Origin of the sequence: Arsukibacterium sp. UBA5043, assembly GCA_002415085.1 — a bacterium.
GTDB lineage: Bacteria > Pseudomonadota > Gammaproteobacteria > Enterobacterales > Alteromonadaceae > Alishewanella.
In genome coordinates, this window is the sequence record DIBV01000003.1 from 162,919 (window position 1) to 182,805 (window position 19,887).

The 19,887-nt window shown below is 47.2% G+C and carries 20 protein-coding genes; 15 read left to right on the forward strand and 5 right to left on the reverse strand.

Annotated elements, in window-relative coordinates; translation table 11 throughout:
- Nucleotides 1–33: 33 nt before the first annotated feature.
- The 8 genes from rnr to alr all read left to right on the forward strand — a co-directional run bounded on the left by rnr (nt 34) and on the right by alr (nt 7,407).
- Nucleotides 34–2,409, forward strand: coding sequence for a ribonuclease R (gene rnr, locus B2Q61_RS03655; protein WP_290621427.1), 2,376 nt, complete (start codon nt 34–36; stop codon nt 2,407–2,409).
- A gap of 38 nt (nt 2,410–2,447) precedes the next feature.
- A complete protein-coding gene (gene rlmB, locus B2Q61_RS03660; RefSeq protein ID WP_290621428.1) occupies nt 2,448–3,179 on the forward strand; it encodes a 23S rRNA (guanosine(2251)-2'-O)-methyltransferase RlmB in 732 nt (243 codons plus the stop codon).
- Between the two features lie 165 nt (nt 3,180–3,344).
- On the forward strand, nt 3,345–3,740 hold the full coding sequence (gene rpsF / locus B2Q61_RS03665; protein ID WP_290621429.1) for a 30S ribosomal protein S6: 396 nt from the start codon (nt 3,345–3,347) through the stop codon (nt 3,738–3,740).
- Nucleotides 3,741–3,745: 5 nt separating this feature from the next.
- The gene (gene priB / locus B2Q61_RS03670; RefSeq protein WP_019675937.1) at nt 3,746–4,051 is read left to right on the forward strand and encodes a primosomal replication protein N; all 306 of its coding nucleotides are present in this window, start codon (nt 3,746–3,748) and stop codon (nt 4,049–4,051) included.
- An 11-nt stretch (nt 4,052–4,062) separates the two neighbouring features.
- On the forward strand, nt 4,063–4,290 hold the full coding sequence (gene rpsR / locus B2Q61_RS03675) for a 30S ribosomal protein S18 (protein WP_008218940.1): 228 nt from the start codon (nt 4,063–4,065) through the stop codon (nt 4,288–4,290).
- Between the two features lie 18 nt (nt 4,291–4,308).
- Complete coding sequence (gene rplI / locus B2Q61_RS03680; RefSeq protein ID WP_290621430.1) at nt 4,309–4,761, forward strand: 50S ribosomal protein L9; 453 nt, start codon at nt 4,309–4,311, stop codon at nt 4,759–4,761.
- A gap of 169 nt (nt 4,762–4,930) precedes the next feature.
- Nucleotides 4,931–6,316: a replicative DNA helicase gene (dnaB, locus tag B2Q61_RS03685; protein ID WP_019675939.1), complete on the forward strand. Its 1,386-nt coding sequence runs from the start codon at nt 4,931–4,933 to the stop codon at nt 6,314–6,316.
- Nucleotides 6,316–7,407: an alanine racemase gene (gene alr / locus B2Q61_RS03690; RefSeq protein WP_290621431.1), complete on the forward strand. Its 1,092-nt coding sequence runs from the start codon at nt 6,316–6,318 to the stop codon at nt 7,405–7,407. The genes dnaB and alr overlap by 1 nt, the downstream gene beginning before the upstream one ends.
- 21 nt (nt 7,408–7,428) lie before the next feature.
- Here the strand turns inward: alr and B2Q61_RS03695 are convergent, their stop codons facing one another.
- Both B2Q61_RS03695 and zur read right to left on the reverse strand, forming a co-directional pair.
- Entirely contained in the window at nt 7,429–7,893 is a 465-nt protein-coding gene (locus tag B2Q61_RS03695) for a chemotaxis protein CheX (RefSeq protein ID WP_290621432.1), read from the reverse strand.
- 105 nt (nt 7,894–7,998) lie between these two features.
- Nucleotides 7,999–8,436: a zinc uptake transcriptional repressor Zur gene (gene zur / locus B2Q61_RS03700; RefSeq protein ID WP_290621433.1), complete on the reverse strand. Its 438-nt coding sequence runs from the start codon at nt 8,434–8,436 to the stop codon at nt 7,999–8,001.
- Nucleotides 8,437–8,559: 123 nt separating this feature from the next.
- Here zur and dusA point away from each other — a divergent pair, with 123 nt between their 5' ends.
- From dusA to B2Q61_RS03730, 6 genes are all read left to right on the forward strand, one after another.
- Nucleotides 8,560–9,612, forward strand: a complete 1,053-nt coding sequence (gene dusA, locus B2Q61_RS03705) for a tRNA dihydrouridine(20/20a) synthase DusA (protein ID WP_414631485.1) — start codon at nt 8,560–8,562, stop codon at nt 9,610–9,612.
- Nucleotides 9,613–9,814: 202 nt separating this feature from the next.
- Nucleotides 9,815–10,075, forward strand: a complete 261-nt coding sequence (locus tag B2Q61_RS03710) for a hypothetical protein (protein ID WP_290621434.1) — start codon at nt 9,815–9,817, stop codon at nt 10,073–10,075.
- A 230-nt stretch (nt 10,076–10,305) separates the two neighbouring features.
- A complete protein-coding gene (locus B2Q61_RS03715; RefSeq protein ID WP_290621435.1) occupies nt 10,306–10,734 on the forward strand; it encodes a copper chaperone PCu(A)C in 429 nt (142 codons plus the stop codon).
- A 9-nt stretch (nt 10,735–10,743) separates the two neighbouring features.
- Nucleotides 10,744–11,721, forward strand: coding sequence for a DUF2333 family protein (locus B2Q61_RS03720; protein ID WP_290621436.1), 978 nt, complete (start codon nt 10,744–10,746; stop codon nt 11,719–11,721).
- Between the two features lie 5 nt (nt 11,722–11,726).
- Nucleotides 11,727–12,500 (forward strand): TIGR04219 family outer membrane beta-barrel protein, encoded by a 774-nt coding sequence (locus tag B2Q61_RS03725; protein ID WP_290621437.1) that lies wholly within the window; start codon nt 11,727–11,729, stop codon nt 12,498–12,500.
- Nucleotides 12,501–12,612: 112 nt separating this feature from the next.
- Complete coding sequence (locus B2Q61_RS03730; RefSeq protein WP_290621438.1) at nt 12,613–14,784, forward strand: response regulator; 2,172 nt, start codon at nt 12,613–12,615, stop codon at nt 14,782–14,784.
- A 32-nt stretch (nt 14,785–14,816) separates the two neighbouring features.
- Here B2Q61_RS03730 and B2Q61_RS03735 read toward each other — a convergent pair whose 3' ends face one another.
- On the reverse strand, nt 14,817–15,716 hold the full coding sequence (locus B2Q61_RS03735) for a TIGR03899 family protein (protein ID WP_290621439.1): 900 nt from the start codon (nt 15,714–15,716) through the stop codon (nt 14,817–14,819).
- Between the two features lie 187 nt (nt 15,717–15,903).
- Here B2Q61_RS03735 and B2Q61_RS03740 point away from each other — a divergent pair, with 187 nt between their 5' ends.
- The gene (locus B2Q61_RS03740) at nt 15,904–18,138 is read left to right on the forward strand and encodes a two-component system response regulator (protein ID WP_290621440.1); all 2,235 of its coding nucleotides are present in this window, start codon (nt 15,904–15,906) and stop codon (nt 18,136–18,138) included.
- A 67-nt stretch (nt 18,139–18,205) separates the two neighbouring features.
- On the opposite strand, the gene ppa is transcribed toward B2Q61_RS03740, so the two are convergent.
- Both ppa and B2Q61_RS03750 read right to left on the reverse strand, forming a co-directional pair.
- The gene (gene ppa, locus B2Q61_RS03745; protein WP_290621441.1) at nt 18,206–18,733 is read right to left on the reverse strand and encodes an inorganic diphosphatase; all 528 of its coding nucleotides are present in this window, start codon (nt 18,731–18,733) and stop codon (nt 18,206–18,208) included.
- Between the two features lie 62 nt (nt 18,734–18,795).
- Nucleotides 18,796–19,767, reverse strand: coding sequence for a class 1 fructose-bisphosphatase (locus tag B2Q61_RS03750; protein WP_290621442.1), 972 nt, complete (start codon nt 19,765–19,767; stop codon nt 18,796–18,798).
- Nucleotides 19,768–19,887 lie beyond the last annotated feature (120 nt).

Genomic DNA, 19,887 nt, shown 5'->3' on the forward strand with positions numbered 1-19,887 from the left:
ATTACATGAAAATAGGAAATTAAAGTTTAATTAATGACGGTAAATGATCCGCATCTTGCGCGTGAGCAAGAAAAATACGACAACCCCATCCCCAGCCGGGAGTTTATCCTGGAACATATCGAAAAGCGGCAACAACCGGCCTACTTCGATGAATTAGTTACCGAGCTAGGCCTGACAGATGACGACGCCATCTTTGCCCTGAAAAAGCGCTTACGGGCAATGGAACGTGACGGTCAGCTTATTTTTACCAAGAGTAAACGCTATGGTCTGGTAGATCATATGGATTTGGTGAAAGGCGTAGTAATCGGCCATCGGGAAGGGTTTGGTTTTTTGAAGCTGGAACAGGGCGGGCCGGATTGGTATCTGCCCTATCATGAAATGCAGCGGGTTTTGCCGGGAGACAAGGTACTGGCTACCGCCGCAGCAATGAAAAGCAAAGATAAAATTGAAGCTCGCGTGGTACGGGTGCTCGAACCTCGTACCGAGCCGGTGGTGGGCCGTTATTATAAAGATCATGCTGTGTGTGTGGTGGTGCCGGATGATCCGCGTATTACCCAGGATATTATGATCCCGGAGGGCGAGCAGGGTGCCGCACGCCATGGCCAGATAGTACTGGTAGAAATTACTCAGCGCCCCTCGAAGCGGGTTAGTGCGGTGGGTAAAGTGACTGAGGTATTGGGTGAGCATATGGCGCCCGGTATGGAAATTGAAGTCGCCATTCGCAATCATCAAATTCCACATGAATTCCCGCAGGCGGTGTTAGATCAAGTGTCTAAATACGGCGAGCAGGTTCCTGCAGAGGCGAAGCTGGGCCGGGTTGATTTGACTAAATTGCCACTGGTTACCATTGATGGTGAAGATGCCCGTGATTTTGACGATGCAGTTTATGCAGAAACCAAAGAAAATGGCGGCTGGAAACTGTGGGTTGCAATCGCTGATGTCAGTGCTTATGTCAAACCTGATACGCCACTGGATCGCAGCGCGTTGGAGCGTGGTAATTCGGTGTATTTCCCTGATCATGTGGTACCGATGCTGCCTGAAGCGTTGTCAAATGGCCTTTGCTCACTCAACCCGCATACTGATCGTTTATGTTTTGTTGCCGAAATGCATATCAGTGCCAGTGGTAAACTGGAGAGTTATCAGTTTTATGAAGCCGTAATGCACTCTGCAGCACGGTTTACCTACAATAAAGTACACGCTATTTTGCAAGGCGATCCAGAACTTCGCAAGCAATATAACGCAAACCTGAACAATCTGGAAACCTTGTACAGTCTGTATAAAAAGTTGGCTAAAGTACGGGGCCAGCGCGGCGCAATCGAGTTTGAAACGGTAGAAACCCGGTTTGTTTTCAACAGCCACCGTAAGATTGAACAGATAGTACCGGTACATCGTAACGAGGCACATAAAATCATTGAAGAATGTATGATTATGGCTAACGTTGCTTCTGCCCGTTTTATTGAGAAACATGAGGCGCATGCGCTATTTCGGGTGCACGAACGCCCCGACGGAGACCGCTTTGCTAACTTTAGGCGGTTCTTAGCAGAATTAGGTATTGAGGCAAATCTTTCCAGTGAGCCTACGCCATTGGAATTAACGCAGGTGTTAGCCAGCCTGGCGGACCGGCCTGATCGGGAACTGATTGAAACCACCATGCTGCGCTCAATGAAACAGGCTGTGTATCAGGGTGATAATCAGGGCCACTTTGGTCTGGCGCTGGAGGCGTATGCTCACTTTACCTCACCTATCCGCCGTTATCCGGATTTAGTATTGCATCGGGCCATTAAAGCGATTCTGGTTAAGCAAAATCTTAAAGTAAACGGTGAGCGCGCTTACAGCGAAAAAGAAATCAGCCATTTTGGCGAGCAGTGCTCGATGACTGAACGCCGTGCCGACGATGCCACGCGTGAAGTATCTGACTGGTTAAAATGCGAATATATGCAGGACCATCTGGGCACCGAATTTGACGGCGTTGTGTCGACGGTCACCAATTTTGGTTTGTTTGTCCGGCTTAGCGATTTATATATAGAAGGCCTGGTACACGTCACCTCCTTGCAAAACGACTACTATCGGTTTGATGCGCAGCGCCAGGTATTACTTGGCGAACACAGCGGTGTCAGTTACCGGATGGGTGATCAGGTTAAGGTGAAAGTACTGGCGGTGAGTCTCGAGTCACGCAAAATTGACCTGGCCGTGGTGGGTGAGCCTAAACATAATGTTTCAGGACGGGCGGTGAAAGCCAGCCGTAATGCTGCTTTTGCGGAGAAAGAGGCAAATACCGCTGGCGCATCCAGGCGTAGTGCAAAAGGTGCTGCTAAGTCCTCTGCCAAACCGGCAGCCAAAAAAGCGGATAAACCTAAAGCAGCGAAAAGTGCGGTTAAAAAACCACGGCGCAAAGCTAAAAAATCTTAGTTGCGGCAGATGACGATAATAATGAGAAATAATTAACAATGAACGCAGATTTTGTATTTGGTATTCATGCCGTTAATGCCCTGCTGGAACGGGCACCGCAGGATATTTTAGAGCTGTTTATCATGAAGGATCGCGAAGATAAGCGGATGCAACCCCTTATTCAGCAGGCACGGCAAAACGGTATCTCTATTCAATTTTGCAACAGAAGAACCCTGGATGACATGGTCAGCGGCCAGCATCAGGGTATTGTTGCCAAAGCCCGCTTAGCCAGCAGCGGTAATGAAAGCGACCTGGCTACCTTATTGGAGCAAAAAGATAAGCCGTTTTTATTAGTGCTTGATGGCGTCACCGATCCGCATAACTTAGGCGCTATTTTACGCAGTGCCGATGCCGCTGGCGTGCATGCCGTGATCTCACCCAAAGACCGTTCAGCAAAGTTAACGTCGGTCGTGCGTAAAGTTGCTTGTGGTGCGGCCGAAGCCGTGCCTTTTATTACCGTAACTAATTTAGCCCGTACCCTGCGCGAATTACAGGACGCCGGGGTATGGGTAGTCGGCGCTGCCGGCGAGACTGACACGACGATTTATCAGGCAGACTTTAAAGGGCCATTAGCGTTGGTATTAGGCGCTGAAGGTGAGGGCCTGCGCCGGTTAACCCGGGAAACCTGTGACAGCCTGGTGAAAATTCCGATGTTTGGCTCTGTTTCCAGTCTCAATGTGTCTGTTGCTGCCGGGATCTGTCTATTCGAAGCAGTACGCCAGCGCAGTTAAAATGTTTCAACTAGTTTAGGTTATAAATTCTTTGCCGTATATTCTGCTTGTTATTTACCCGCTAACTCCGTAAAATACGCGACCTTCGGCCATACACTCACGTTCCTTGCCTCTATGCGAGCCCGGCCGAGCTCACCCGAGGCTTACTAACCGTAAGGAGCTACAATGCGTCATTACGAAATCGTTTTTATGGTTCACCCTGATCAGAGTGAACAAGTGCCTGGCATGATTGAGCGTTACACTGGCTCTATCAAAGAAGCGGGCGGTACTATCCACCGTTTGGAAGATTGGGGTCGTCGTCAACTGGCTTACCCAATCCAGAAACTGCACAAAGCACACTATGTGTTGCTTAACGTGGAAGCACCACAAACAGTGATTGATGAGCTGGAAACTAACTTCCGTTACAACGATGCTGTATTACGTAACCTGATTATGCGCACTAACGGTGCCGTAGTTGAGCCATCACCAATGGCTAAGGTACGTGAAGAGCGTTCACGTGACGAGCGTCCTCGTGACCGTGCTCCTCGTGAATCAGAAGAGCAGGTAGAAAACGAAGAGTAAGTTTGATGGACAATATCATCGTGCTTAGCGGTGCCGTATGCCGGCACCCTGAACGCAGTGAGAGTCCGGCGGGTATCCCGCACACTGTTATCACTATTGAACATCGCAGTAACCAGCAGGAAGCCGGCTTAAACCGTCAGGCTTATGTCAGGATGCAAGCAGTGTTAAGTGGCACAGTGTTACATCAGCAAGCTCAAACTTTGACGTTGGGTAGCATGGTAAAGGTCAGCGGGTTTTTAAACCGGCACCAGAACCGCAGTGGTCAGGCAAAACTGGTACTGCACGCCCAGCAGATTGAACAAATAAGTTAGGAGACAGACAAATGTCACGTTTTTTCCGTCGCCGTAAATTCTGCCGTTTTTCTGCAGAAGGCACTGTAGAGATTGATTACAAAGATACCGCTGTTCTGAAGAACTATGTTACAGAAAGCGGCAAAATCGTACCTAGCCGTATTACTGGTACCAGCGCTAAGTATCAGCGTCAGCTGGCTCGTGCTATCAAGCGCGCTCGCTACCTGGCCTTGTTGCCGTACAGCGACTCACACAGCTAATACAGAAGGGGTATAAGTATGCAAGTAATTCTGTTAGACAAAGTCTCAAACCTTGGTGGTTTAGGTGACAATGTTACTGTTAAGTCTGGTTATGCTCGTAACTTCTTATTCCCACAGGGTAAAGCAGTTCCGGCTAACAAAGCTAACACCGAAAAGTTTGAACAGCGTCGCGCTGAATTAGAAGCCAAGTTGGCTGCTGATTTAGCTGCCGCTAACGACCGCGCTGCTAAGCTGGCAGAGCTGGCTGAAGTGACTATCGCTTCTAAAGCCGGTGATGAAGGTAAGCTGTTCGGTTCAGTAGGTACCCGCGATATCGCAGATGCCATTACTGAAGCTGGCGTTAAAGTGACTAAAGCTGAAGTGAAGTTACCAAATGGTACTTTACGTGAAACTGGCGAGTTCGATATCGATCTGCAGTTGCACGCTGAAGTAGTAGCGACCGTTAAAGTTGTTATTATTGCAGAAGCTTAAGGCTATTGGCGCACTGCCTTGCAGTGCGCCATCCTGTTATTCCGGACACCCTCTTTTTTGTTTTTCTTCCAGCCTGCTCCACTTGTTTTAAAAAAATCCTCAACGTTGCTTTTTATTCTGCCGCTTGCAAGGTAGCATTGCACAGTTATTTCCAACTCTGTCAGGTGTTATGAGCAGTAATAAAGACAAGCAGGTCGCCGGCCTGAAAATGCCCCCGCACTCTATCGAAGCTGAGCAATCTGTGCTGGGCGGTTTAATGCTGGATAATCAGGCCTGGGACCGGGTGTCAGAAAAAGTGGTGGAGCAGGATTTTTACCTGCGCTCACACCGCTTTATTTTCAGTGCCATGGCCAGAATTGCCGAAGCGAATCAGCCAATTGATTTAATAACTGTTTCCGAAGCCTTAGAAGCAAACCAGCAATTAGACGATATTGGCGGCTTTGCTTATTTAGGTGAAATAGCTAAAAACACGCCTAGCGCTGCCAATATTATGGCGTATGCCGATATCGTGCGTGAGCGCGCTGTGGTGCGCGATATGATAGCCGTGGCCCATGACATTGCCGATGCGGGTTATGATACCCAGGGTCGCACGTCAGCAGAGCTGTTAGATTTTGCCGAGAGTAAGGTGTTTAAAATTGCCGAGCAGCGGGCCAACGCCAATGAAGGCCCGGAGCCGATTAATAATATTCTGGCAAAAACTATCGATAAAATTGATGCCTTGTTCCGCTCACCACAAACCGGTATTACCGGTTTGTCTTCCGGCTATATGGATCTGGATAAGATGACCAACGGCTTTCAGCCATCCGATTTAATTATCGTCGCCGCCCGACCGTCGATGGGTAAAACCACCTTTGCCATGAACCTGTGTGAACATGCGGCTATTACCAGCGACAAGCCGGTACTGATATTCAGCCTCGAGATGCCCTCTGATCAGATTATGATGCGGATGCTGGCCTCACTTGGCCGGATTAACCAGACTAAGGTACGCACTGGCCAGCTGGAAGATGAAGACTGGGCGCGGTTATCCTCCGCCATTGAGCTGTTAAACAGCAAAGGCAAGATGTATATCGATGATGCTTCTGGTCTTACCCCGACCGAAGTGAGGTCTCGTGCAAGACGGGTCGCGCGTGAGCATGGTGGCCTGAGTATGATCATGGTCGACTATTTACAGTTAATGACCGTGCCGGGCTTAAGTGAAAACCGAACCCTGGAAATTGCTGAAATTTCCCGCTCGTTAAAATCGTTGGCCAAAGAGCTGAAAGTGCCGGTTATTGCCTTATCGCAGCTAAACCGTGGTCTGGAACAACGGGCCGATAAACGGCCGGTTAACTCGGATTTACGGGAGTCGGGCTCAATAGAGCAGGACGCCGATTTAATCATGTTCATTTATCGCGACGAGGTGTACCACGAAGACAGTGCCGAAAAGGGCCTGGCCGAAATTATCATCGGTAAGCAGCGTAATGGGCCCATCGGTAAAGTGCGATTAACCTTCCATGGCCATTTCTCACGCTTTGATAACTATGCTGGCAGTGCCCGCTTTGAGGATGAGTATTAATGTCACGGCGGCCGGTAGCCCAGATAAATCTGGCGGCGCTTGCTCATAATTTGCGACGGGTACAGCAATTGGCACCGGCCAGTAAAGTGTTGGCAGTACTCAAGGCCAATGCTTATGGACATGGCCTGGTACGGGTGGCTCAGGCCTTAGCTGAAGCCGATGCGTTTGCTGTGGCGAGAATTGATGAAGCGTTGGCCTTGCGTACTGCAGGTGTTGTTAAACCGATAGTATTGCTGGAAGGCTTTTACGAAGCTGCGGAGTTACCCGTTTTGCTGGCTAATAATCTGCAGACCGTGGTACACAACGAATTGCAGTTGCAAGCACTGGAGCAAGCCGAATTAGAGGGCCAGCTTAAAATCTGGTTAAAAATTGATACTGGCATGCATCGGCTGGGTGTTGCGCCGGAACAATTTGCTGAATTTTACCGTCGTTTATGGCAGTGCTCTGCAGTTCAGCCAGGCATTCGGATAATGAGCCACTTTAGTTGTGCTGATTTCCCTGGCTCAGCAGAGACCGTGCAACAATTAACATTATTTAAGCAGCTGTGTGCTGACAAGGCTGAGCAACAAAGTCTGGCCAATAGTGCAGCGATTATCAGCTTGCCACAAAGCCATGGTGACTGGGTGCGGCCAGGCTTAATGCTACATGGCATTTCGCCGCTGCCACAACAACATGGTCAGCTGCATTTACTGCAACCTGTCATGCGCTTAAGCAGCAGATTGATTGCTATGCGGCAGGTTAAGCAAGGCGAAACCGTAGGTTATGGTGGCCACTGGCGAGCGTCAACTGCGACCTGGATCGGTGTTATTGCCATTGGTTATGGTGATGGTTATCCTCGTCATGCCAGAAACAATACCCCAGTATGGCTGGAAGGGCGGGAAGTAAAGCTGGTTGGCCGGGTATCAATGGACATGATTACGGTAGATTTAGGTCAGAGCCCCACTGAAAATCTTGGCGCCGAAGCAGTACTATGGGGCCCGGAGTTGGCAATTGAGCGAGTGGCTGAATGCGCTGATACTATTCCTTATGAGCTGCTTTGCAATATTACGCCACGAGTTGATTATCAGTATGTTACAAACGTAGCAAACTGAAACAGGCGTCTGCTACAGGGGCTATTTATCAAAACTAACTTCAATATGCACTTTGCCAAATTCTGAATCGAAAGGCATTAAAATAGTTGGGCCCTCACATTTATGCGTAATAGTGTGAGCTTTACCCGACACGACTATCGGTGTTGCCATCGAAAACTCGTAGCCTTTATCGCCTAAAATACGTTTGGCACCACCGGTGACCATATTGGTTATCTCACCCACCATATCGGTAACATCGGCATTAATGGTTTGAGGCTTTTCACCCAGCATCCGGTACATCACTTCTAATGCCAGATTTTCTTCAAAACTGACTGAAAAAGAGCCTTTTATATCGGTACCAACCATGCCAATTAACCCTGACACATCTCCACGTGCTATTTCGTCTTTCTTTATTCGAGGCTGACCCGGCACAATGGTGGTATTAGCCATCGTTGCTAAAACATTAACAAGAGAAGAAAGAAACGGGTTTATATACTCAACATTCATGGAGCGCGCCTGTTAGTTGTTCGATGGATTATTCCAGCAAGCCATTATAAGATTAGGAGAAATTGAATGATCCTACAAGCCAGCTGATGACTTTACTATAGTTTATCAAACTTGCTGGCATTTATGACAAAAACCATGGGCTTCAATGGTCTGGTGCTTAATTTGAAAACCCTGTTTCTTGGCAAGGGTACCAAACTCCTGTTGCAAGACGTCAGAATGTAATTCGTTAACGCTGCCGCATTTGTCACAGATCAGTAACTGAGCCGGATGGTGATGGCCAAAGTGGTGGCACAACATAAAGGCGTTGCTGGATTCAATTTTATGAATAAACCCCTGTTCGGTTAAAAACTCAAGTGCACGATAAATAGTGGCGGGTTTTGCGGCTGGCTCGGTCAGTTTTAATCGCTCCAGCAAGTCATAAGCTCCCATGCCGCCGTCAGTCTCAGCCATTAACCGAAACACTTTTTCCCGGATAGAGGTAAAGCGCGCGCCATTCTTATCACAAATGATTTTAGCCCGGCTTACTAATAATTCTGTCGACATACTAAATATGATCTCATGGCAACACCGGCTCGCAGTGTAGCATAATGCTATGTAACTTCCACGCAAAGTACATGCTGATAATTATCCGATGGCGGTCATTTCTGTCAGCTAATGCTGTACAATATGGCGCTAAATAATCTATGGCTTACTGCAGGTACAAGACTATTGGCTATTCACTCTATGGATCATAAATTCTCTGTCGCCCCAATGCTGGACTGGACCGATAAGCATTGCCGCTACTTTCACCGCTTGATGACAAAGCATGCGGTATTGTATACAGAAATGGTCACCACGGGCGCCCTGATCCATGGTAAAGGCGATTACCTTGCCTTCAATGAGCAGGAGCATCCGCTGGTATTGCAGCTAGGTGGCTCTAATCCGGCAGAAATGGCCCAGTGTGCCAAAATGGCTGAGCAGCGAGGATATGACGCGGTTAATATTAATGTCGGCTGCCCGTCGGACCGGGTACAAAACGGCATGTTTGGTGCGTGTTTGATGGCAAAACCTGAGTTGGTAGCCAACTGCGTTAGCGCGATGTTGGATAAAGTATCGATCCCGGTGACCGTAAAAAGCCGGATTGGGATTGATGAGCTCGACAGCTACCAATTTTTAACCGACTTTGTCGGGACTATTGCAGATGCCGGATGTCAGCAGTTTATTGTGCATGCGAGGAAGGCATGGTTAAAAGGCTTAAGTCCAAAAGAGAATCGCGAGATACCAGAATTGGACTATCCGAGGGTACACCAACTTAAAAAAGATTTCCCCCGGTTGGATATCAGTATCAATGGTGGCATCAAAACGCTGGATGACGTTACATATCAGCTTAGCCTGGTAGATGGGGTAATGGTAGGCCGTGAAGCTTACACCAACCCCTATCTGCTAAGTAAGGTTGATCACTTTATCTATGATGATGTGTCTCAGGCATTGAGTCAGCACGAATTGGTGCGGGCGATGCTACCCTACATTAAACAGCAGATGCAGCAAGGAGCGCGATTCTGGCATATTGCCCGCCATATGCTGGGCTTGTTTCAGGGGCTGCCAGGTGCCCGTCAGTGGCGACGACATTTAAGTGAAAACGGCCATAAGGCTGAGTCAGGGCCTGAGGTATTGCTGCAGGCGTTGGCGTTTGTTCCTGAAAATATAGCACCAGGCAGAACAGTTGAAACAGCGAGCTGAATAGAGCATGAAGATTTTGACCAATTAAGTGGTTAATTTTGCCACTTTTTGGTTTCCAGATTGTCAGTAGTAAATTCAGGATTTTCATATTGAATTAAAGTTGTTATAAATCAGCATTATAGATTTCATTTAAAGTTGGCATAAGCTTTGTAATAGGTAGGTTGTAGTATCAACTTAATTAATTATTATGAAGGAATATAAAATGAAAACTCTAGCTGCTATCACTTTAACTGCTGCCGTTATGTTCACTGCTGCCCCGGCACAAGCTAACCCTGCAACTGAGGCTTTACAACAATTAGCCGCGAATCAGTTGGCTGAATTAAAAGTTACTGTTGCCAAACAGGCTCGCCAGGCGATGGAGCAAGCCGCTGCGGATGTTCGTCAGTTATTTAACTCTGATGTCCAACTTGCCGAACATAAAGAAACGGATAATAAAGCCGATGCAACACCTACGGTAGAGTAAGTCATGTTGACCGCAAGCAGTTTATTGCTGCTGTATCTGCTGCCGGTTGTCACTATGTGGTCGGCGTTCCTGCTCTGGAGCGTCGTGACCCCGGTTATTATGTCGTGGCATAAAGCCCGGAGCTAGTCGTACCGGGCCCTCTTAGCTTAAGTTCGATAACTTTATTACTGTTCACTGCCAGCTGCCCTTATTTGGTGTAAGATAAACTAAATTTGTTAAGGGAGCGTAACATGGTCAAATTCATTTTGCTGGTGGTTGTGACGGTAATAGGTTTTGCTGCCAATAGCACAGAACTTATAGTAACTGATGGACAGGTCAGGGTGCCTATGCCCGGCCGGACCGTGACCGCGGGCTATTTTACCATCCAGAATAATACCACTGAGTCCGTGCGTTTAACCGCAGTGAAAAGTAGCGCCTTTGAGCGGGCAGAGTTGCATCAGCATAGCCATCAGGACGGTGTTATGAGAATGGAGCAAGTAACCCATATTGCTATTGATGCCAATACCAGTGTTACCTTGCAACCCGGCGGCCTGCACCTGATGCTGTTTGACCCTGTACAACCCTTACTTGCAGGGGAGAGTGTTATGGTATCCCTTAGTTTTAGTAATGGTCAGCAACTTGATTTAAGTATGCCGTTAACCGAAATGCCACGTCGCTAAGGATATCCAATGAATAAACGTAATATGAGTTACCTGGCGCTGGGCCTGCTGTTATTTATTTTTATGGTAACGAGTTGGTGGGTGAGTCGCGAGCCAGCAGTGATGACGGATCAGATTCAACAGGCGCAGCAAACCGATAAGGTTACGTCCCGGGTGGGATACACAACCACTACCGCTTTGATTAAAGTAACCGAAACCTTGCTGGATAAGCCAGGTGGATACCTGGCAAATGATATTTTGCCGCCATTTAGTCTGTTGGACAACATGGCCGCCTGGGAGTTTGGTGTACTGGAAATGTCACGCGATCTGGCACTGGCATTTCGTAAAGACTTTAGCCGGTCTCAATCACAGTCTGCTGAAAATGACTTTCTAAAAGTGGCACAGCCACAGTTTAATATTGATCATCGTAGCTGGGCTATTCCCAGTGCAGAGTCAGAGTATCGCAAAGCTATTACTCAACTGTATTTGTATCGTGATGCATTGTCCGATAGCACTTTGCCTGAAAGCCAGTTTTATGCCAGAGCTGACAATCTGAGAGACTGGCTAAAAAATGTTGAAAAGCGCTTAGGAAGTTATTCGCAGAGACTAAGCGCAAGTGTCGGCCAGGACCGTTTAAATACTGATTTAGCAGGCGATGTTGGCGCGCGGCAATCTACTAACGCACCTGGCCAGCAGCGAGTTCAAACCAGCTGGTGGAAAATCGATGATGAGTTTTATGAAGCACGCGGTGCCGCCTGGGCACTGCTGCATTATTTAAAAGCAGTAGAGGTAGACTTTGCTGAAGTGCTGCACAGACGCAATGCGATGGTAAGCCTGCAACAAATTATCAGGGAACTGGAGGCAACACAGCAACCTATCTGGAGCCCGATGGTATTAAATGGCAGTGGCTTTGGCTTACTGGCCAACCACAGCCTGGTTATGGCAAATTATATATCCCGTGCAAATGCCGCACTTATTGATCTATCAGAATTATTGATACAAGGGTAAACAATATGAAAAAAAGCTCCACTAATAAAGCAGCGTTGTCGCTAGCGTTTAGTTCCCTGTTCATTGCCGGGCAGGCCTCTGCCGATACGCTGCTTGGTCTTTATCTCGGTGGTGATGGCTGGCGTGCAGATGCAACCGGAAGTTTTGGCAATAGTGAACCTGCACCGACATTTAATTTTAATAGCAAAACCCAAGGCTCATATTATATTGCGCTGGAACATCCGATACCGGTGCTACCCAATATTCGGTTGGCACATAATCAACTGGATGCGAATGGCGTTACAATAATCGACGGCCAATTCAGTTTTGGCGGTGAAAGTTTTGCGGTAAATACTACCGTAGCCAATCAGGTCGACCTGACCAATACCGATGTCGTATTGTACTATGAAATTTTAGATAATAGTGTTGTTGCCTTGGATCTCGGCTTAAATGGCAAGCATATAAAAGGTTCGGCGTCGCTAGTTGAGCAAACCCAAAATGGTTTGCAGGGCGAAGAGTCTGTGTCGCAATGGCTGCCAATGTTATATATCAGTAGTAAAGTAGGGTTGCCGTTGACCGGACTGGATGTGTTCGCCCAAGGCAGTTACATTGGTTTGAGTGATAGCCGGATGTATGATCTGCAAGCGGGTATCGGATACGAAGTTGTTGATTCTCTGGCGGTGGATATCCGGGTTAAAGTGGGTTACCGGGCTGTGAATCTGCGTCTGGATGATATCGATAACCTGTACAGCAATCTCGATTTTAAAGGGATCTTTGCTGGCGTAGAGTTACATTTTTAAACACGCCAGCGCGTAGTCGTTTGCTGGTGGTCTGGTGCACTGCGGTACAATCCTTGTTGCTACCGCAAAATCACATTATAGTAACGGTATTCCGAATGACGGCAATATCATTTTGACAAATACATTCAAACAGTTAATTGCACCCTGGCTGCTCGCGCTGGTGTTAGCCTGGCTCTTGGTTGTGCTATGGCTTAATAATGAATCCCGCAACCAGCAATTGCAACAAATTCAGCAATTAGCCATTACGGTAAACTATGCGGTTCAGGCTAACCTGTCAGCTAACAATGATCATCAGCAATTAGCAAATCAGCTAACACAAATTCAAGCCAGTGCAACGCGGGCGGTAGAGCAGATTGCCGCGTACAACGCGCAACGGCAATTGATTGCCAGCAGTGTTGCTTCGGCAACAGCTCCTGTGCTGGGAGTGGCTCCCAAAACTTATCAGGTTAGCGCTCTGGCTGGCAAAGGAACGCAACTTGCGGTGCTGCCGATTAGCACAGGTCTTGCTAAGGCGCAGTCGGACATTGCCTCGCCAATACCTGATAATGGCTATATTGCGGTGGTTTTCAGTACCGCCCAGCCCTGGTTTATCTGGCTTGTTCCACTGGCATTGCTGGCAGCTGCCATGGCCATCGGGCTGGCATTCAGTAGTGGGGCAATAAGGCGTGAACAATTAAAGCTGGCAACTGACATTGAATTATTAGCCCATAATTTGCAACGGTTGCAAAACGCCAGACAAGACTGTCAGATATCAGAGCGTCTGGTAGCGCCGCTTAAGCCATTGCAGCTGGCGTTTAACGAGCTTGCTGGCAAACTTGATCAGCACCAACAGAGCGCCGAGCAACTGATCCAACAACTAAATCAACGTGTGCGCCAACATAATAGTGAAGTCGCGGGGCTTGAGCAGCAGCGTAATCAATTGGCAACAGACCAACAATTACAACGACGCCAGATTTGTCACTGGTTTGCGCAAAGCCGGCTCCTGTGGCAACGACGTGATCAAGTACAACCCGCTCAGCTACAACACTTATCCAAAATGCATTTATTGGCTGGATATTATCAGTTTGCGGACGCTGATACCCAAGGGCCATCCCTGATGCTGACTCATTGGCTGGCGGAGCATATTAAAGAGTTTAATGAAGTAGCAGCAGCAACGTCAGTAGTGCTGGAGTGGCATGAGCATCCGGACAATCAGGCTTATGCCATCAAGTATTACGCCGACACATTAAAGTCATTGCTGCATGCGTTAATTATGGTGGCACTTCGGGGCGAAGACCTAAGCAAAATTACTATCTCAATTCAATTACAGTCAACAGGACAACAACCTGCCTTACGCTTAACGGCTGCTTGCAATGGTAATGGCTTGCCAGGGCATTGCCGTGAGCTGATGCAAACAGATGATGTATTGGATTTGCAATGGAGTGACGCCGACATAGCCTTGCTAAAAGCCGCAGCGCGAGTGGCCGGCGGCAGCTTTACATCTCAATCTCTGGACGGGCTCGGATCCATTGTGGAGCTAACCATTCCGGTTCAGACTGAATCAGCCAATCTCAAAAATATGCAACAGCATATATTGGTTTTTGACGTGGATGACGAACGTTTACAGCAACGTTGTTTCGCTCTGTCTGGGCTGGCTTCTCAAATCACAAAATGCACCACGCTTAGTGAACTGGAGCATTTAATTCAAAGCAAAAAATTTGATATCGTATTGCTGTTTTTGCCGCCAGCAACAGATAGTCCGCACTGGCAAAAAATAATCCATTGTACCCGGCAGCAACCGGCAGTGTTAAGTTTTGCCGCAGCAGATATGCTGAGTAAATGGCAATCGGCGTTATCCGGGGTGCAGGCCAGTGATGACTTTTGCCTGGCAGTAGTTCAGACCTTAAGTGACCAATTGCCAAAAGAACCAAACTTGCAGCATATTCTGGTGGTTGACGATAATGAAACCAATCTGGCATTTGTGCAGGTACTGCTAAAAAACAAACCACTGGTGTTGCATACGGCGACGTCAGCGGCACAAGTCTTTATACTTTGCGAAAAACATCGGTTTGATATGATTCTGTTGGATATTCAACTGCCGGACATGTCAGGGGTGGAAATAACAAAACAGCTGCGGCAAATGCCGCAGTATCGTCAAACACCAATTGTGGCTTTTACCGCACACGCTATGCCTGCAGAAGTTGAAACGTATCGCGCGGCTGGGATGGATGATATCGTTTTTAAACCGCTAGAACCCGCCAGGTTGGACAGTTTACTGGCTCGCTTTTCATTAACATCACACTAGACAACGCTCCGCTGCCAATCTGATAAGCGGGGCTATTTAAACTGTAATACTGCCGCCAATTGTTGCTGCAAAGCGTTTAAATAGCCGCTATGGGTCGGGCTGTTTAACAGCGGTAGTAATTCGGCACCGACGGCAGTGTATTTATAATATTGCAACACTACCCCAGGCTTCAGTGCGGTGCAATGCAGGGTTTGGCTTTGAAATTGCCAACTAAAGGATTGACCTGGTTGCAGTTGACCACTTTCAATTTCGACATTATGTAAAATACCAATATCGACCAGATTAAGTATTTGCGGGTAGGATAAACCAAACTGACTTAAGTTCAGCAATGCCATGCTACGGCCGGTAATAAGTTGCCAAAGCGATGGCTTACGAATGTAACCGAAATAAATACGACCACTTTGCTCTTGCCTGCTGCGACAGCTTAAGCTGGCAGCTAATTGCAGACTTTGTGCCTCTTTGTGGCTCATTTGCTGCAAAATTTGTAAGGTTTTTAATGAAAACCGGCCCGGCGTTGCAATTTCTCCGGCCAGAATTTTGGCCCAAAGTTGCTGCATATTGTCGTTGGAAATATTCAACACTAACTCACAGTACTGAGAAAACCAATCCGGATCTATCTCCTGTGCTGAGACCCGCTCCGGGCAGTATTCCATGGCAAGCGCCATAATTTTTTCCAGGTTTTGCTGCTGGCGCTCGCGCTGCATTTGTAGCCGGCGATTTACCCGTTGCGCCAGGTTTAATTCCGTTCCAGGCTCAGATGCCCCCGAGCGGGCAACAAGTTGCTGGAGTTTTGCATTCCCTGGAGTATGGTCTGATGTTTCCGCAGATTCATTAGCAGTTTCTGCCGTTTTGTTCGCTACGGGCGCACCTAAGTGATAGCGCGCCAGTTTTAACAGGCGCTGCTGCCCCGAAGCCGGGAGTATTTTGCTCACAATAATTCCGGTATTTATTGAAAAATTAATGTTATCTTGGCACTAAGCAGAGTTAGCAGCAAGTAGCGCTAATTGTTTATGCCTGATAGCAGTCTGATGAAATAAGATCAAAATAAACGGCAATTCGTTTTTCGTTTTCTAACGTAAGCATGTATATTTAACACAAGAGACCGATTAAGGCGTAATCATGAAATCGAATGAAACAGATGAAGATTTTCTGTTTTTTGCAGAAGACGAGCTGCTCTCGTCTCAACCGGAACTGGCGGTTGGTGTCTGGAATATTCTTATCGTTGATGATGACGAAGAAATTCACACCGTTACCAAGCTTGCTCTGAACGACTTGATTGTCCTCGGCCGTAAACTAAACTTTCACCATGCCTATTCCGGTGACGAAGCGATTCGGTTTTTACATAACAACCAGAATATCGCCATGGTATTGTTGGATGTTGTAATGGAATCTGATGATGCCGGTTTGAAGGTGGTGCAGCGGATCCGCGATGAACTGCATCTGGAAGAGTTGCGGATAGTACTCAGAACAGGGCAACCCGGCTATGCCCCTGAAGAAAACGTAATAAAAGAGTACGACATTAATGATTACAAAACCAAAACGGAGCTGACTCGCGGTAAGCTCGTTACGACGATAATCGCGTCAATTCGTTCTTATCAACAAATTCGTACTATTAATCAAAATCGGATTGGTCTGCAAAAAATCATAAACGCGGGTGCCAATTTGCTCGAACAGCATTCGCTGCACGAGTTTTCAGAAGGGGTTGTTACCCAAATCGCGTCATTAATTGGTCTGCATGCCGAAGGTGTGCTTTGTGCCCAGATTGAAGACGACGGTAGCGCCAGTGATAAAATTTATGTATTAGGAGCGGCTGGCCACTATGCACCTTTTATAAAATGCCAGCTGGACAAGTTAGATAACCCCAGAATAGTGCAGCAAATTAGTTTATGTTTAAGCCAGCGGCAAAATATTTTCGGCCAGCAGGATACCGTATTGTACCTGGGCAGCGATACCCACTGTGCGGCCGTGTATATCGAGACAAACCGACCTATTGAAGCCTTTGACCGGCAATTGATCGAAGTATTTTTAAGTAATATTTCTATAGGTTATGAAAATGTTACTTTGTTTCAGCAGCTTAAGCATGCTGCCTATATTGATCCCTTGACTAAAACGCCGAACCGCAACGAGTTTATTCAGATCCTGCAGGATACCCGGCGCTTTGATGCTGAAGGTATGGTGGCGGTACTGGTAGACATTGATCACTTCTCTGATGTTAATGATGGCCTGGGGCAGGATGTGGGGAATGAGCTGCTGATTGCCCTTACCTTGCGTTTGATTGCGTTTTTTGGCACCAGTTGTCAGCTGGGCCGGATAGGTGCCGATGTATTTGGCCTGGTAGGTCCTTCGCATGAATTAACGCCAGAGCGGCTAGAAGAGGTATTTAGTGAGCCGTTTCAGGCGTCAGAACACGCGTTACAGGTTACTGCAACCTTTGGCTTGTGTCACTTAACTGATTCTGCTGAGCAGGGCCTTACTATCCTGAAACACGTGTATATCGCCCTGAATAAGGCTAAGAAAAGTATTAGCCACAGCTATCAGTTTTATCAGCCACAAATGGAAGATGAAATGGCTGAACGTCTGTCACTACTGCGTAAGCTGAGGAGCGATTTCAGTCGAGATAAACTGGAATTATGGTATCAGCCGCAGGTATCACTAAGCACCAAGCAAGTGGTTGGAATGGAGGCATTGCTGCGCTGGCCGGTTGCTGATGGCAAATATATCTCGCCTGCAGTGTTTATTCCGTTAGCTGAATATTCGGGTTTAATTGTTGAGATTGGCAGTTGGGTGTTGGAGCAAGCTTGTCAGCAAATAAAGCATCTGGCAAAACAGGGCTTCAGTAATTTACGTATTGCCGTTAATGTCTCAATGCCACAGTTTCGAAATAATCACTTTGTTCAGACCGTTATTGACTGCGTTAACCGTTATGATATTGACCCGGCGCTGTTAGAATTGGAGATCACCGAATCAGTGGTAATGGATGAACCAAAAATCGTCATCGATGCCCTGCAAAAACTAAAAAACGCCGGTATTAAAGTCGCCATTGATGACTTTGGGATTGGTTTTTCATCATTAAGCTATTTGCAGCAGCTGCCCCTTGACCGGATTAAAGTTGACCGGGCATTTGTGCGTGAAGTTACAGAACCTGCCGGAGAAGTTATTGCTCAGACGATCATTAATCTTGGCAAGCGGTTGGGACTCTCTACTATAGCTGAAGGGGTGGAAACGATCGCGCAACAGCAAGCAGTTGAAGCGATGGGCTGTGATGAGGTGCAAGGCTTCTTGTTTGCCAAACCAATGCCTACCACCGAATTGTTGGCGTTTTTGGCGGACAATAACAGCAATAAAGCTGATTAAACGTTTTACTTAACAAAAATAAAGCCGCTGAGCGGCTTTATTTTTGTTATCAGCAATGCGCTTGAGGTTATTTTTTAGCCCGTTCAAATGACGTTAAAATTTCTGCTTTGGCTGCAGCGGCATCACCCCAACCCTGTACTTTGACCCATTTGCCAGGTTCCAGCTCTTTATAACGCTCGAAAAAATGTTGGATCTGCTGTTTTAACAGTTCAGGTACATCGTTGATATCCTGAATGTGGTCATACAGCTTGGTTAATTTGCTGACAGGCACCGCTATCACTTTGGCGTCTTCACCTGCTTCATCTGACATTTTTAGTACACCAACTGGCCGGCACTTAATAACCGCACCAGGCACCAATGGATAGGGTGTTGGAACTAATACATCAACCGGGTCGCCGTCTAATGATAACGTCTGATTCACAAAGCCATAATTGCAAGGATAAAACATCGGCGTTGACATAAAACGATCGACCCAAACTGTACCGGTGTCTTTATCCACTTCGTATTTAATAGGATCGGCGTTGGCCGGGATTTCAATAATAACGTTAATTTCGTCCGGGAGGTTTTTACCTGCCGCTACGTCGCTTAAGCTCATACTGCTTCCTTTTTGATTAATTGATTCTGTGCCGGCTATTATAACGACAGCCGCAGAAATAACTATGCTTTGTGATAACCAATACAGGTTTCCACTTCATGTTTTGAACCGAGAATAACGGCCACCCGCTGGTGAATATCGTTTGGCATAATGTCCATTATCCGTTGATAGCCGGTTGAGCTGACACCGCCAGCTTGTTCTACCAGAAAACTCATTGGATTGGCTTCATACATTAGTCGCAGTTTATCCGGTTTCTGCGGATCTTTAGTATCGGTTGGATAAGCAAAAATACCACCGCGGCATAATACCCGATGCACATCGCCTACCATGGCCGCTATCCAGCGCATATTAAAGTTTTTACCGCGGCTGCCGGTTTTGCCCAGCAACAGGTCTGCTATATAACGTTGCATGGGCTCCTGCCAGAACCGTTGGTTAGACATATTAATGGCAAACTCAGTGGTGTACTTGGGTATCGTGGCCTGGTCTTCGGTTAATAAAAAGCCACCATAAGTGTTATCAAGGGTATATAAACGGGTACCATGACCGGTGGTTAGCGCCAGCATGGTTGAAGGGCCGTACAGCACGTAACCGGCAGCAACCTGAGCAGTGCCTGGCTGTAAAAATAAACTGCTGTCATCAGCAGCTTTGGCAGGATCAGCAGGCAAAATAGAGAATATCGTACCAATTAAACTGTTAATATCAGTGTTGGAAGAGCCGTCTAACGGGTCAAAGGTCACCAGATACTTGCCTTTGGGGTTCCCGGCAACGATAGTGTCTTCTTCTTCTGAGCTAATTGCTTTCACAACACCGGTTTCTAAGATAACTTCTTTTAATAATTCGTTGGCGATGACATCTAGTTTTTTTTGGGTTTCCCCTTGAATATTTTCGCCAAGGGTAGAACCTAATACACCTGCCAGTTCACCCTGACTGACCCGAAAGGCTATTTCGCGACAGGCAGCAAGAATCGTTTTAAGCAGGGCTATTAAATCAGGTTCTACTCCGTCCTGCTGCAGTACCGGGGAAATACGGCGCATTTTATTATTCCTTTTATTGCTAGTGTAAAGTTGTAGGCCAGGGCTATTTTAAAGAATTTATTGTTAAATTGCAGTTTTGATCGTAGTTTTATCTGTTTTTCTGATCCCAACGGGCCTGCA